The 15497-nt window shown below is 67.2% G+C and carries 5 protein-coding genes; 3 read left to right on the top strand and 2 right to left on the bottom strand.

From position 1 onward, the window contains the following. Positions 1–94: 94 nt before the first annotated feature. Positions 95–1291 carry a glycosyltransferase family 4 protein gene (locus IGS74_RS14050; RefSeq protein ID WP_192386943.1) on the top strand — a complete coding sequence of 399 codons (1197 nt, stop codon included), beginning with the start codon at positions 95–97 and terminating at the stop codon, positions 1289–1291. 304 nt (positions 1292–1595) lie between these two features. On the opposite strand, the gene IGS74_RS14045 is transcribed toward IGS74_RS14050, so the two are convergent. Both IGS74_RS14045 and IGS74_RS14040 read right to left on the bottom strand, forming a co-directional pair. Continuing rightward, positions 1596–3290: a GMC family oxidoreductase gene (locus IGS74_RS14045; RefSeq protein ID WP_192386941.1), complete on the bottom strand. Its 1695-nt coding sequence runs from the start codon at positions 3288–3290 to the stop codon at positions 1596–1598. 220 nt (positions 3291–3510) lie between these two features. Then, positions 3511–9966 (bottom strand): type I polyketide synthase, encoded by a 6456-nt coding sequence (locus tag IGS74_RS14040; RefSeq protein ID WP_192386939.1) that lies wholly within the window; start codon positions 9964–9966, stop codon positions 3511–3513. Between the two features lie 285 nt (positions 9967–10251). Between IGS74_RS14040 and IGS74_RS14035 the strand changes: the two genes are divergently transcribed. Together IGS74_RS14035 and IGS74_RS14030 are read left to right on the top strand one after the other, a co-directional pair. Beyond that, positions 10252–14841, top strand: coding sequence for a MupA/Atu3671 family FMN-dependent luciferase-like monooxygenase (locus IGS74_RS14035; RefSeq protein ID WP_192386936.1), 4590 nt, complete (start codon positions 10252–10254; stop codon positions 14839–14841). Beyond that, positions 14838–15497: a 4'-phosphopantetheinyl transferase superfamily protein gene (locus IGS74_RS14030; RefSeq protein ID WP_192386934.1), complete on the top strand. Its 660-nt coding sequence runs from the start codon at positions 14838–14840 to the stop codon at positions 15495–15497. Before IGS74_RS14035 ends, IGS74_RS14030 begins: the two co-directional genes overlap by 4 nt.

Raw genomic sequence — 15497 nt, 5'->3', positions numbered from 1 at the left:
GCAAGCATTCCGAAGGCGCGCGGGCTTGCGTGCGGAAAGACGCTATACCTTGCTGTAACGCCAAGTCTTTGGTCTTTCAGCCGGGTGCTCTGGAATGCAGGTCGCGTATCTCATCAATCAATATCCCAAGACGAGCCACAGCTTCATCCGTCGCGAGATCCTGGCACTGGAAGCCGCTGGCCAGACGGTGGTGCGAACCGCGATGCGTGGATGGGACGCCGACCTTGTCGATCCGGACGACAGGGCGGAGCAGCAACGGACCTATTACCTGTTGAAGGACGGGGCGCGCCCGCTGGCCGCCGCGATGATGCGGCTGGCCGTCAAGCGGCCGAAAAAGTTTGGACAGGCGATCAGTTTGACGGTGGCCATGATGCGGCGCAGCGACCGGGCCGCCGCACTCCATGCCATCACCCTGGCCGAGGCGTGCCTGCTCGTCGAGTATCTTGAAAAGTCCGGGGTAACGCATATCCATGCCCATTTCGGGACCAACTCGGCGGAAGTCGCCATGCTGGCATCCTGCCTGTCGGATATTCCGTACAGCTTCACCGTCCACGGGCCGGACGAGTTCGATGCGCCGCGCTTCATGAAACTCGGGGAAAAGGTGGCGCGCGCCCGCTTCGTCGCGGCGATCAGCCATTTCTGCGCCAGCCAGATATTCCGCTGGGCCGCCTTCGAGGACTGGGGCAAGGTACGGATCGTTCGCTGCGGACTCGACCCGGACTATTTCCTCGACAATCCACCGCCGCCCTCCCATCCGAGGCGCCTGGTCTGCGTCGGGCGGCTCGGCGGGCAGAAGGGCCACTGGATCCTGGTGCAGGCGGCCGGCCTCCTGCACCGCCAGGGCGTCGATTTCGAGCTGGTTCTCGTCGGCGACGGCGAGTTGCGAAGCGAGATCGACGGTCTGATCCGGTCGGAGGGGCTGGAGAGCGTGGTGCGCATAACCGGCTGGGCCAGCGGCGAGGAGGTGCGCGCGCAGCTTCTGGCGGCGCGCGCTATGATCCTGACGAGCTTTGCCGAGGGCCTCCCGGTGGTCATCATGGAATCCTATGCGCTCGGGCGGCCCGTGCTGGCCACCGAAATCGCGGCCATCCCCGAACTCGTCAAGGAAGGGGAAACGGGCTGGCTCTTCGGCGCCGGCTCCGTGGAAGAGGCCGCCGATGCGATGCGCCGCTGCCTCGAAACGCCGGATGTCGCGTGCGAGGACATGGGCCGGCGCGGACAGGCGCTGGTCCGCCAGCGCCATGACCTGTCGCGCGAGGCCGGTTACCTCGCCGAGCTGTTCAGGGCGTAGAGCGTTTCCCGTACATATGGAATCACTCTGCCGGAGGCGCTTCGGGCCGCAATCGAGGTGGGTGTCGAAGGCCATACTGGTGTATGGCCAGGATGCACGCCGAAGACGGCGGCTCCAATGGCCCCGGCCCTTCGGGTTTCCCGGGGGCGGACGTCCGCGGCGTCAGCCGGACTTGCCCGTACCGCCGGTACGGCCTGCGCCGCCTTCCTGGCGGGCCATCCGGCCTTCGCAGAAACAGAGTGGTTCCATATGGGTGGGAACGCTCTAAAGGACAGGACCCGAAAGGCTCCGGCAGCGTCGTGGCTTACGCCGCAACGCTGCCGCGCATGTTCACCTTGCGAAATGGCGTAACCTTGCCTTCGCTTTCCGCCGACAGGCGGCCGGCGAGGCGTACGGCCAGGGCCATGGCGGTCAAGGTGGGGTTGGCCTGGCCCGAGGTCGGCAGTACCGCCGTGCTGGTGACGAACAGGTTTGGCAGGTCGAAGCTGCGCAGATTGCCGTCGACGACACCTTCGCGGGCGTTGGCGCCCATGCGGATCATGCCGATCTGATGCGTGCCGTGCCGTGCCTGCGCCATCACCGAGGCCACCCGCTCTTCGCGCGGCATGCGATAATCGATCCGTCCGAAGCCCGTCGTCTCCAGCCAGTTCTCGAACAGGTCGTGCACCTTGACCACGGATTGAGCGTCCGAGCGGGGAAAACGCAGGTCGATCTCAAGTCTCGGCAGTCCGAGCGCATCGGTCTTGTCGGTCAGCCAGACCCGGCTGAGCGGATCGGGGCTGTGTTCCGAATGATAGGACAGGCCGTAGCGGCGATTGCGATTGTGCACGAACAGGCCCGGCAGGCGCTCGCGCCGGCCATAGCGGCGCATCAGGAATCCGGCCGCCTGGGCCATCGCTTCGGGCGCGCCCTTCAGCACGTTCTGCAGATGCGCCTTGATCTCGCGCGGGGCATCGGGAATGTGCCGGCGCCGGATCGCCTCCGCGACGACGAGACGCCCGACAGGCCCCAGCGCCATCACCAGGTAGACGAGCGACAGGATGGGGCTGCCATGCCGCGGATCCGCGACGGGCGGCACGACCGGCCACAGCGCGGTGTTCAGAACGCCCTCGCGTAGCTGGGTTTCCATGCTGGGCACGAAGCGACGGCGGACATAGGAGCCGCTGTCGTGAACGAAGAAGTCGAAGGCCTTGTCGATATCGCCGGTTGCCATGGTGATGTCGGCGATCTCGCCGATCAGATGCCCCATGTAGTAGCGGCCGAGAGGGCCGTCCGGCCCGCCGAACAGGTTTGCATGGCGGCGCTGCGTCGCCAGCAGAAGCCTGGCGCTTTCCAGCCCCCCGGCCGCGATGACGAGCCTGTCCACGCCAAGGCGTCGTCGCTCCTCGCCGTCGGCCCGCACGATCTCCACGTCGCGAACCCGCCCATCGGGCGAAACGCCGATATCGGTGACGACGCAGCGCAGCCGGACGTCGATCAGCGGGCTGCGCGCCAGCAGCTTGCGATGGGTGACATGAAGCTTCTGCTCGTTGGCCCAGCGCTCCAGCGTATCGAAGGTGAAACTGTCATCCGGGCAGGTCAGGCCGGGAATTGGCGCGCTATAGACGACGTCGCCCGCATCGGCGATCTGGCATGCCCGTGCATAATGGGGGAATATCTCGTCATAGGAGATAGGCCAGCTCGCATTCACCAGCCCCGGCCTCGGAATGAAGTCGACTGGATCGTAGATGACGCAGCGGGCACCCCAAAGGTTGGATGTGCCGCCAAGCGCTCGCGCCGTCGCCACGCTCATGTCGTCGTGCCGGTCCGGCGTCGCGAAGTCCGCTTCGGCCAGCGCCTGGATGGAACCGGACTGGCGGTGGCCGCCCGACTCCAGCAGCAGGACAGGAATTTTCAGTCGCTCAAGCTCGACTGCCAAAGTAATGCCGACAGGTCCGGCCCCGACGATGCAAACGCCGGAAAAGGATGTCCCAAGGCCATCGAAATCATCGTGGATCATATGGGTTTTTCCGAGTGGGCAAGAGGCCGACGCCGGAAAACAGGCGGGGGCCGTCTCGTAAATAGGTTAAAATAATTCTACAAAACCGCATCTAAACAACAGGTTGGGAAGGCTTGGTCAAAACACGGTTCAAGGCGTACACATTGAACTGGAAAATAATCTCCGCTTCAATCTCTACTTTCACGGCATCGTTACAGAGTCTTTAGGGGTAGGCGGCGGATTACTCCGCCGCCATCAGCATCCCGTCATCGCCGCCGCGCGCCGCCTCGGCTTCCGCCAGGCACTGGCGCATGCGCTGCGCCAGGACGCGCACGCAGGGCTCCAGCACCATTCCATCATGGTCTCCCGGGACGATGGAGACGACCAGCTCGTCGACATGCGGGGTCCAGCCATTGTCGTCCAGGACGATCGTCCGGCCCTCCTGCAGACGGCGGCCGTCGCGCAGGCGGTAGACGACCTCCGGGACAGGGCGGAACAGGTGCACCGTCCCGCCATAGGGCCGCACATTGTACAACTCGAGCGCACGGCGGAAGGCCGCCTCGATATTATGGTTGTGGAACTGCTCGCCACCAGTTTCACCCGCGGCGGCGGATTCGCGCTCGCGCTTTTCCTTCTCCCACAGCATGCGGTTGCGCCACCATTGCGAGACGAAGGACAGCTTGTTGCGCCGGATATCCTGCAGCTTCATGTCGAAGCGGTCGAGCTGGCTGATCGCCGGCTGCGTCGGCAACGGCGTATCCAGCATGATGAGGCGCTCGACGGTCTCTCCGGCTTCCGTCAACTGCCGCGCGATCTCGAAGGCGGTGATGCCGCCGCCCGAGAAGCCGCCCAGAAGGTAGGGTCCATGCGGCTGCACCATGCGGATTTCCGCCAGTATGTCGGCGGCCGCCGCCTCGAACGTCTCGTGGGGGGCCTCCATCCCGTAAAGTCCGCGCGCCTGCAGTCCGTAGACCGGCCGGTCGGCGCCCAGGTGCAATGCCAAGTGGCGCAGGTTGAGTATGTTGCCGAACATGCCGGCGCACAGGAAGAAGGGCGTCGCCTTGGAATCGCGTCCGGGATGCATGGGCACCAGATGCGTCATGCGGGCGGCTGCCGCCGTGCCCGCGCCCGGCGTTGCGGCGGCTTCCTGGCCCTCGTCGGAGATGCCCGTCCTTTCGGCGATCAACCGCGCGCAGGCCGCGATGGTCGGCGCCTCGAACAGGACCGAGATGGGGAAGTCGACGCCGTATTCCTGGCGGATCATGCGGAACAGGCGCACCGCGATCAGGGAATGGCCACCCATGTCGAAGAAACTGTCGTCGACGCCGATCTCCTCGATGCCCAGCAACTCGCGCCAGAAGGCCGCAAGGCGACGTTCCACCGAATTGCGCGGCGCGACGTAGTCGCGCTCGGAGGCGGGACGCTCGAACAGCTGTGCCGGACGGGCCGGTTCCGCCGCAGGCTGCGCCGCCCGGGCGATCAGCGCGTGCAGGTCGATCGACGAGATGATCGGCTGGCTTTCCTGGGTTGCCAGTGCCCTTTGCAGAAGCTCGAACCCTTCCGCTGGCCGAATGCCCTGCGCCACCTGCGCGGCAAGCGCCGCCACGGCCGGTGACAGGGATGGGGCCGTCGCCGGAACCAGCGGGGCGGGCGCTTCGCCACCCGCAAAGCCGGTATCGCTGGCGAGGCGCTTGATGATGAAGCGCTCGATTTCCACGACGGCGACGCCGTCGGGGCCAGCCAGCGTCACGTCGAAGGCGGCATAACCCTCGCCGAGGTCGTTGGCGTCGGCCAGGCGCAGGTGGCTGTAGATCTGGCGTGGCAGGGCCGCGTGAACCTCGATGCTGCCATAGGACGCAGGCGCCCACAGCACATCCGTTTCCCCGTAGCCGGGGATCAGCTCCATCGCGCAGCCCGTGGCGATGTCCATCAGGGCCGGATGCAGCAGCATGGCGTCGGTGCCGGCTTCGGGCGCCAGCGTCAGCTCTGCCAGGGCTTCACCCTGGCCGAGGCCAAGCTGCTTGAGCACCCGCCAGCGCGGGCCGAAGCGGACATGGCCTTCCTGCGCGGCGACCAGCGAGCCACCCTCCGGCGCGGCACGCCGGTCCGGGCAGCGCTCGAAGACGGAGCGAACGTCGAGAATCCCGGCCTTTCCGTCGCCGAAGCTCAACGATGCCTCCGCGTGGCGCTGCCAGGCGGTTCCGGCACTCGCCGCCAGGATGGTGACGCGCCAGCCGTCCTTGCGCTTTTCCAGACGGGTGCGAACGGTCTTCTCTTCACCATCGCCCACGTCGAGCGGCCGCAGGAAGACGAGGTCCGATATGGTCAGCTGCGACGGCAGGCCATATTCGCGCGCCGCCTCCACGATGAGTTCGATGTAGCCGGTGCCCGGCAGAAGCGCCGTGCCGGATGTCAGCCGATGCTCGGACAACAGCCAGTCGCGCTCGGGCGAGACTGTCCGCTCCAGCCAGTCGACGCCGTCGGCGTCGGCTTCCCACCGCTCGAAGAACGGGCCGTGGCGCACCGGCTGGCCGCCGCCGTCGGCGCGGGCGCGGCCCATGGCGCGCGCCGCCAGGCCGGTCTCGTCCCAGATGCCCCAGTGCACGGCCACCGTCTTGCGGTTGGCGCGGCCGCGCTCGGCCTCGGCAAAGGCGTTCAGGTAGGCGTTGGCGGCAACGTAATCCACCTGTCCGGCCGGGGCCGTATCGGTGCTGGTGGAAGAGAAGAGGACAAGGAAGTCCAGTGCCTCGCGGTCCAGCACGTCGGCCAGGACATTGGTGCCCAGCACCTTCGGGCTGAACACTTCCTCGATGTCCATATGCGTCTTCAGCGGGATCAGGTCATCCTTGACGAGGCCGGCGGCATGGAACACCCCGTCGATGCGCCCGAAGGCGCGGCGGGTCTCTTCGACGGCCGCGGTCATCGCTTCCTGGTTGCCGACATCCGCGGACAGGCACAGGACGTCTCCGCCCGCGGCCTCCATGGCCTCGACGGCTTCGATCAGCCTGCGCAGGCGATCGCCCCGGGGCAAAGCGTGCTTCAGGCTCGGCCATTCTTCCCGGGCGGGCAGGGCGCGGCGGCCGACGAGCGCAATACGCGCCGCGTGCCGCTCGACAAGCTGGCGGGCCAGTGCCAGGGCCAGGTCGCCATGGCCGCCGGTGAACAGATAGACGCCGCCGGTGCGATAGGGCACCTCGCCCGTCTCGGGCAGCTTCAGCGCCGCATGGCCGCGGCTCCAGCGCAGGCCCTTGCGCCATGCCACGATTTCCGATGCCGGTGCGCCCAGAAGCTCGTTCCAGAGATCGTCCGGTGTCGTGCCTGATGCAGGTACGGCCTTGGTCTTGGCCCGGACGAACAGGCCATGGCGCTTTTCGGTGCCGGAAGGGGCGCGCGGCAGGTCGAAGTCGACGACGCGGACGGTGACGCCCGGCATTTCCTTCGGCAGGACCTGGCAGGGGCCGAGAACGGTGGCCTTGTCCGGATAAGGCAGTGCCTCGTCGCCCACGCGCTGCATGCCGTTGGTGGCGACCGTCAGGTGCAGCGGGGCGGCGATGCCGGCGTCGGCCATCGCCTGCGACAGATGCAGCAGGCTGTAGAAGCCGCATTCCTGGTTGCGGTGGAAGAAACTGGAGCCTGGGCGGTGCTTTTCGCCCTGCGTCAGCAGCCACAGATGGATGATCTCGGTCGGCAGTTCGCCGTCGGCGGCAAGCCCGCTGAACAGGGCGTCGTAGCCCGACCGGTCGCCTTCCGGGCACAGGACGTAGGAGTCCGGGCCACGTTTGCCGAAATTATCGCCCTGCCGCACCGTGGCCACCCGGTGTCCGAGTGCGCGCAGGCGCCCGGTGATCTCGGCGCCGACGCCGGCTTCGTCCTCGAAGACGAGCCAGAACCGCTTTGCCAACTCGCCATCGCTTTCGATATCGGCGACGGAACGCTTCCAGACCGGGCGGTAACCCCATTGCGACAGGTCTTCCTGGCGCACCAGCGCCGGCGCATCGGAGCCCTGCTGCTCGCGGGCGGCTGCCTCGATGAAGTAGCGGCGATGCTGGAAGGCGTAGGTCGGCAGCGAGACGCGGCGGGCGCCCGGCTGGGTCCACAGACGGTCGAAGTCGCCGGAAAGGCCCGTTGCCCAGAGGCGGCCCATCGCGGCCATCAGGCTCAGCCGGTCGTCGCCCTTCTCGTCGGCATGGGGGAGGGCGTTGACGATCTGGTTGGCGTCGATCGACCCTTGCGCCTTGGCAAGCGACGACAGGGCGCGGCCCGGGCCGACCTCGACGTAGATGCGGGCCTTGTCCTGCGCCAGAAGCCCCATGCCCAGCGCAAACTGCACCGTGGAGCGCAGATGTCGGCACCAGTAGAGCGGGTCGGTGGCTTCCGTGTCCGTCAGCCACGTTCCGGTCAGGTTGGAGACGATGGGGATGCGCGGCGCGCCAAGGCGGATCGTCCGCAGGAAGGCCTCGAAGCGCGGCAGGATAGCGTCCAGCATCCGGGAATGGGCGGCGATGTCGATGGGAACGCGCGTCGCGTCGATCCCGTCGGCAGCCAGCGACTGGCGGAACGCCTCCAGGTCCTCGTTGAGGCCCGATACGACGCAGAACTGCGGTGCGTTGACCGAGGCGAGGTCGAGCGCCTCGGGCAGGCGCGCCTTCAGGGCCGCCGGATCCATCGGCACGCTGAGCATGCCGCCGGGCGCGATGGTGTCGAACAGTTCGCCGCGCAGCCGCACCAGGCGCACGGCATCGGCAAAGGAAAAGACGCCGGCAAGGCAGGCCGCCGCGTTCTCGCCCATCGAATGGCCGATCAGCGCCTGCGGCTGAATGCCATGCGCCATCAAATGCCGGCCGACGGCGATTTCGATGATAAGGATGGCGGGAAGCTGGACCGATGGTTTCAGAAGCGTCTCTGCCGCCTTCGTATCGCCGGCAGGCGCCTCAAGCCATGCGGCGCGGATCTCGCGCGCGGCTTCCGGAGCAAGGGCGGCAAGCCCTTCCTCGACCGTGGCGCGGAAAGCCGTGTCCTCGGCATAAAGGCGCGCCGCCATGCCGGTATGCTGCGCGCCGCCGCCGGGGAACAGGAAGACCGCGCCGGTGGGGGCGTCCAGCGCCGTATGCGTGAAGGCGCGGCGCGTTTCGGCATCGCCCAGCACCTCGATGGCGTCGCCGCGTCCGCGCACGGCCACCACGCGCCGATGCTCGAACGTCTTGCGGCCGGTGGCCAGGGTGAAGGCCGTGTCCGCAAGGCTCAGCGAGGCATCCTCCTTCAGCCGCGCCGACAAACGTGCGACGGCACCATCGAGCGCCTTGCGGTTACGGGCGGAAAAGAGCAGAAGGCGCGGGGCGTTGTCGTTATCGGCAGTGTCCTGACGGCCGCCGCCGTAGCCGGTGGGGGCCTGCTCCAGGATGACGTGGGCGTTGGTGCCGCCGACGCCGAGCGAGTTGACGGCGGCGCGCCGGGGGGCACCCAGATCGGTCCACGCATTCAGCCGGTCGTTGACGACGAAGGGGCTGTCGGCGAAGGGAATGGACGGGTTGGGCTTTTCGTAGTTGAGGCTGGGCGGCACCATGGCGTGCTTGACGACCAGGGCGGCCTTGATGAGGCCGACGACGCCGGCCGCCGTATCGAGATGGCCGATATTGGTCTTCACCGAGCCGATGCGGCAAAAACCGGTTTTGTCGGTGCCCTGGCGGAAGGCCTGCGTCAGCGCCTCCACCTCGATCGGATCGCCGAGATAGGTGCCGGTGCCATGGCATTCGACATAGCCGATCGTGTCGACATCCAGCCCCGACAGAACCTGTGCTTCCACAATGGCCTCGGCCTGGCCGGATACGCTGGGGGCCAGGTAGCCGGCCTTGGTGCCGCCGTCATTGTTGATGGCGCTGGCCTTGATGACCGCATGGATGACGTCGCCGTCCGCGATGGCGTCGGACAGGCGCCGCAGCGCGACGATGGCGACGCCGCTGCCGAACACCGTGCCCGCGGCGCGATGGTCGAAGGCGCGGCAATGGCCATCGGGCGACAGGATCTCGCCGTCCTGGAATGTATAGCCGCGCCGGTGCGGCAGCTCGATCGTCACGCCGCCGGCCAGCGCCATGTCGCACTCGCCGCTCATCAGGCTCTGGCAGGCATAGTGTACGCCGACGAGCGAGGTGGAGCAGGCCGTCTGCACATTCACGCTGGGGCCGCGCAGATCGAAGGTGAAGGATGCGCGGGTGGACAGGAAGTCCTTGTCGTTGCCGGTGTGACGCAGGAGGAACATGCCGGTGTCTTCCACCAGCTGCCGGTTGCTGCAGACATTGAAGTAGAAGTAGCTGCCCATGCCGCAGCCGGCAAAGACGCCGACCGGACCGGCGGTGGCGTCGGGCGTGCGCCCGGCATCCTCCATCGCCTCCCACGCGCACTCCAGGAACTGGCGGTGCTGCGGGTCCATGATGGCTGCTTCCTTGGGGCTGAGCCCGAAGAAGTCCGCGTCGAACTGCTCCATATCGTCGAGATCGGCGGCGCGGGGCACATAATTGGGATGGTGAATCCGGTCGGGCGATTCTCCTGCCTCGATCAGCTCGTCATGGCTGAGGGTGCGGATCGATTCCACCCCGTTGCAGAGATTGTCCCAGAACTCTCCCACGTTCCTGGCGCCGGGTACGCGCAGCGCCATGCCGACGATGGCAATGTCGTTGGGTGAAATCGTCTCGTTGGCCATGTCGCTCCGCCCGCAAATGTTTTGAAAATCCATTGCGCGGCGAAAACGTCACGGCGCCGCTGGCAATACGGGTAAGCCTTCGAGCGATGCGCGTCATGATAGCATTTGGAAAGATCGGGCTTATGCCGAACGGATAAAATTGCGGATATTGCTACCGCTTCCGGCGTAGGGCCTACCGCCGGCACCATCCTTCCGACGTCGCCGGAAGTGCAAATTGATCTTTCCGTCGGAGCTTGGCCATAGTCCGCCTGATATTTCTCGAAAGTATATTCGGAGCCGATTGCGATGGCCGTATTTCAGTGTGTCCTTGTCGGGGATGAATCCCTCCTTGTCGAATGTGCCCGCCGCCTGATGGCGCGCGGCCACGCCATCGCAGCCATCGTGACCGCCTCGGTGCCTGTGCGCCAATGGGCCGAGGGCAGCGGCATCAAGGTTCTGGAGTGGGGGGACGACCTCAGCGAGACGCTGGCTTCGCAGGATTTCGACTATCTGTTCAGTATCGCAAACCTGCGCATGATCCCGCAGAGCGTGTGGCAGCGCGCCCGCCGCGGCGCCATCAACTTCCACGATGGTCCGCTGCCCCGATATGCCGGGCTGAACACGCCGAGCTGGGCGTTGCTGGCCGGTGAGGAAAGCCACGGCATCACCTGGCATTCGATTACCGACGGCATCGACGAAGGCGGCATCTATGCGCGTGCCGACTTCGACATTGCCCCCGACGATTCGGCGCTGACCCTGAACACCAAGTGCTTCGAGGCGGGCCTTGCGGCTTTCGCCGACATGCTGCCGGGCCTCGAGGACGGATCGCTGCGGCCCGTGCCGCAGGACTTTACCGACCGCCAGCTCTTCATGCGGCAGAAGCGGCCGCAGCGCCTTGGCGCGATCGCCTTCGAGGACGGGGCCGAGGCCGCCTCCCGCATGGTCCGCGCCCTCAGCTTCGGAGACGGTTACCGCAACCCGCTCGCGACACCCAAGATCGTTGCCGATACGACCATTTTCACCGTAACCGCGCTCGACATCGTCGATGGCGCATCGCGGGGCGTGCCGGGCACGGTCATGGGCATCGAGGGAACGGCGGCCGTGATCGCAACGGCTGACCGGCCCATCCGGGTCGAGGCGCGCTGCTCCAAGGGGCTGCCGATCGCCTCCGTCCTTTCGGTCGGGCAGATCCTGCCGCGCATGGGCGAGGGACAGGCCGAGCGCCTGCTGGCGACGGGCGAGGAAGCCGCAGCCAACGAAGGCTTCTTCCGCAATCGCTTCGCAACGCTGGTCGATCTCGACATTCCGGGCGACAGCCGCGCGTCCGGCCCGGCGGAGGTGCGCACGCTTGCCCTGGCTCCGAGCGTCACGCCGGCCTCCGTCGCCGCGTTTCTGTACCGGCTGACGGGGGAGACGAGCTTCGACATCGCCCATGTTTCCGAAACCGCGCTTGCGGCCGCGCGCGGCTTCCCGGGCTTCTTCCGCGAAGCCCTGCCGCTGCGCATACAACTTTCGGAGGAGGAATCGCCGGCGGCGTTCTCCGAGCGTTTCGAACAGCGCGCCGTCGCGCTGCTCGCGCGCGGCATCTGTGCCGCCGATCTGCCGGCCCGCACCCCTGGCGCCGTCGATGCGGAGCTTTCCGTCGCCTTGTCCTACGGCATGGAGCCGGTTGCCGGTGCGGCGCTTACCTTTGCCTTCGCCAACGGCCGCTCCGCCTTGTTCTACGACCGCCGCCGAATCTCCGATGAGGCGGCCGATGCGCTTGCCGGCCGCGTCGCGGTCCTGGCCGGCTCCTTCAATGCGGCCCAGCGCATGCGGGACCTGCCTTTGATGACGGCGGAAGAGCGCCATCGCATCCTGTACGGGCTGAACGAATCGGAACGGCAGTACGACCGTACGGCCACGATGCACGGCATGATCGAGGCTCAGGTGGACCGCACGCCCGATGCGCCGGCCGTCGCCGCCGGCGCCCGCGAGCTGACCTATCGCGCGCTGGACGAGCGGGCCAACCGTATCGCCCATGCCCTGCGCGCGGCCGGAGCCGGGCCCGACGTGCTGATCGGGCTGCATGTCGAGCGTGGGGTGGACCTCGTTGCCGGGGCGCTCGCCATCCACAAGGCCGGTTCGGCCTATGTGCCGCTGGACCCGCATTTCCCGGCCGAGCGGCTTGCGATGATGGTCGAGGACAGCGCCGCCCCCGTGGTCCTGACGGAGCGCGCGCTGCAGGACTCGCCAGCTCTGGCCGGTGTCCGCACGCTCGTCATCGAGGATGTGCTGGCGGGCGACTGGCCGGCCGAGCGGCCGGCGTCCGGCGTGGCTCCGCACAACCTCGCCTATGTCATCTTCACATCCGGCTCCACCGGCCGTCCCAAGGGCGTGATGGTGGAGCATCGCAACGTCGTCAATTTCCATGTCGGCATGGACGACAGGATCCAGGGCATGGACGCGGCCGGCCAGAAGGTCTGGCTGGCCGTCACCAGCCTGTCCTTCGACATTTCCGTGCTGGAGCTGTTCTGGACGCTGGCGCGCGGCTTCAAGGTGGTCGTCTATCGCGGCGAGGGCGAAGAGGCATCCGCGCCGGCCCTGGCCGGCACCTCCAAGGTGCTGGATTTCGGACTGTTCTACTGGGGCAACGACGATGGCGTCGGCCCGGCCAAGTATCGGCTGCTGCTGGAGGGCGCTCGGTTTGCCGACGAGCACGGCTTCCAGTCGATCTGGACGCCGGAGCGCCATTTCCATGCCTTCGGCGGACCGTACCCGAACCCGGCGGTCACCGGTGCGGCCGTGGCCTCCATCACGCGCAACCTGGCCATCCGTGCCGGCAGTTGCGTGCTGCCGCTGCACCATCCGCTGCGTGTGGCGGAAGAATGGGCCGTCCTCGACAATCTGAGCGACGGGCGCGTCGGCCTGGCCTTCGCGTCCGGCTGGATGCCCGAGGATTTCGCGCTGCGCCCGGAAAATGCACCGCCCCACAACAAAAGCGCCATGCTGCGCGATGTGGACACCGTGCGCCGGTTGTGGCGCGGCGAAGCGGTGGAGTTCGACTTCGGGGCCGGCAAGGCCTCCTATGTCACGCAGCCGCGCCCGGTGCAGAAGGAACTGCCGGTCTGGATCACCACCGCCGGCAACCCGGACACCTACCGCGAGGCGGCGCGTGCCGGAGCAAACGTGCTGACTCATCTTCTCGGCCAGTCCATCGAGGAACTCGCCGGCAAGATCCGCATCTATCGCGATACGTTGCGGGAATGCGGCCGAAACCCGGACGACCACAAGGTCACGCTGATGCTGCACACGCTGATCGGCGACACCCGGGAAAGCGTGCGTGACATGGCCCGCGGGCCGATGAAGGCCTACCTGAAAAGCGCCGCCGCCCTGATCAAGCAATATGCCTGGGCCTTCCCGGCGTTCAAGCGGCCGGCGGGCGCCGCTCAGGCGATGGATATCGACCTGCGCTCGCTGACCGAGGAAGAGACGGACGCGATCCTTGAATTCGCCTTCCAGCGCTACTTCGAAGATTCCGGCCTGTTCGGCACCATCGAGGACGGCGCCAGGAGGCTGGACGAGATCTCGGCCATCGGCGTCGACGACGTCGCCTGCCTCATCGATTTCGGCGTGGCGAGCGATGCCGTCCTGGAGGGCCTCAAGCCGTTGGCCGCACTCGTCGCCCGCAATCGGGCCGGGGGCGCCGGCATCGCCGCGCCGGCCGGCGAGGAGGGCGAGGGGTTTGCCACTCTCATCCGCCGCCATGGCGTAACCCATATGCAGTGCACGCCGTCCATGGCGCGCATGTTCCTGGATTCCGCCGACAACCGGAATGCGCTTGCTTCGGTACGCCACCTCTTCATCGGGGGCGAGGCGCTGCACGGCTCTCTGGTGAAGGAGCTCAGCTCCATCTCCGGCGCCACCGTGGAGAACATGTACGGGCCGACCGAAACCACCATCTGGTCGTCCACCCTGACGGCGCGGGCGCAGGACGGCGTGGTGCCGCTGGGCCGGCCCATCGCCAATACACAGCTTTACGTGCTGGACAATGCGGGCGAACCCGTGCCGACCGGCACCCCGGGCGAACTCTATATCGGCGGCGACGGCGTGACGCGCGGTTACCTCAACCGTCCCGACCTGACGGCGGAGCGTTTCGTACCGAACCCATTCGCGGGGGGGCGCATGTACCGGACGGGCGATCTCGCCTGCCTGACGGCCGATGGCGTCCTCAACTTCCTCGGCCGGGCCGACCATCAGGTCAAGGTGCGCGGTTATCGCATCGAGCTTGGGGAGATCGAGACGCGGCTGAACGCGCTTCCGGGCGTTGCCGAGGCCGTGGTGATCGCGCGCGAGGACCGCAAGGACGACATAAGGCTGGTTGCCTATCTGCGTTTCGACGGCCAGGCCGTGCCGGACGCGACGCTGCGGAGCGAGCTTGCGCGCGATCTGCCGGATTACATGTTGCCGGCCCACTACGTGGCCATGACGGCATTTCCGCTGACGCCGAACGCCAAGGTGGATCGCAAGCTGCTGCCGAAGCCGGAAGCAGTGGCGTCGGCAGAGCCGGCCTCGGCCTACGAGGCGCCCGACAATGCCATCCAGCGCGCCGTGGTGGAGGTTTTCCAGCGCATACTGGGCGTCGAGCGCGTGGGGCTGAACGACAGTTTCTTCGCCCTTGGCGGCCACTCCTTGCTGGCGGTGCAGGCGCACCGCGAGTTGAAGGCCGGCATCGCGCCGGCCCTGACGATCACCGATCTGTTCCGCTTCCCCACTGCCGGGGGACTTGCCGCCCATATCGGCGGCGACAGCAAGGCGGACGAGCGCTTGAACCGGGTTGCCGATCGTGCTGCCATGCGCCGCAACGCCATGAACGAACGGCGCGCCGGGTTCGGGCGCGTGCGGGAGACGGGATGACCTTTCTGCCGGGCCTGTTGGGCCCTGCCATCGCCACTGCAGAAGCCCTTCCGCCATACACGGCGGAAGGGCTTCTGCCGTTGGAGGAGGCATTCATCGCCCGCGCCGTGGATCGGCGCCGGGCCGAATTCGCCACGGGGCGGGCGTTGGCGCGGCGGGCGCTGGCCGCGCTGGGCGAGGCCCCCGCGGCCATTCCGGCCGGCGCGGACCGATCCCCATGCTGGCCGGACGGCATCGTGGGCAGCATCAGCCATTCGCCCGCGCTGTGCGGGGTGGCGCTCGGCCGCAAGGCGGACGGGGTCCGCCTTGTCGGACTGGATATCGAATTGGCCGAGCCCCTGCCGCAAGACCTGTGGGAAACCGTTCTGACGCCTGCGGAGAATGGAAGACTATCGGCCATGCCGCTGGCCGAAGCCGGGCTTGCCGCCCGCGTGATCTTCAGCGCCAAGGAGTGCGTCTACAAGGCGCAGTATCCGGCAAGCGGGATATTGTTCGGCTTCGAGATGTTCGAGGTAGCGCTGGATATGCCGGGCGGGACGTTCCAGGCGACCTGGCAGGGCGATGTCGGCCCGTTCCATGCGGGGCTGACATGGCATGGCCGCTTGCACGTGGCGGGCGGCCATGTCGTCACCGGCTTTGCCGATATAACCGGCTGA

The sequence above is a fragment of the Aureimonas sp. OT7 genome, from assembly GCF_014844055.1.
GTDB lineage: Bacteria > Pseudomonadota > Alphaproteobacteria > Rhizobiales > Rhizobiaceae > Aureimonas > Aureimonas altamirensis_A.
Note: the sequence above shows the minus strand (reverse complement) of the source record. Positions and strands in the feature narration are given on the sequence as shown.

Coding starts and splice junctions, on each gene's coding strand:
- IGS74_RS14050 (WP_192386943.1), top strand. CDS start 95: ATGCAGGTCGCGTATCTCATCAATCAATATCCCAAGACGAGCCACAGC.
- IGS74_RS14040 (WP_192386939.1), bottom strand. CDS start 9,966: ATGGCCAACGAGACGATTTCACCCAACGACATTGCCATCGTCGGCATG.
- IGS74_RS14035 (WP_192386936.1), top strand. CDS start 10,252: ATGGCCGTATTTCAGTGTGTCCTTGTCGGGGATGAATCCCTCCTTGTC.
- IGS74_RS14030 (WP_192386934.1), top strand. CDS start 14,838: ATGACCTTTCTGCCGGGCCTGTTGGGCCCTGCCATCGCCACTGCAGAA.
- IGS74_RS14045 (WP_192386941.1), bottom strand. CDS start 3,290: ATGATCCACGATGATTTCGATGGCCTTGGGACATCCTTTTCCGGCGTT.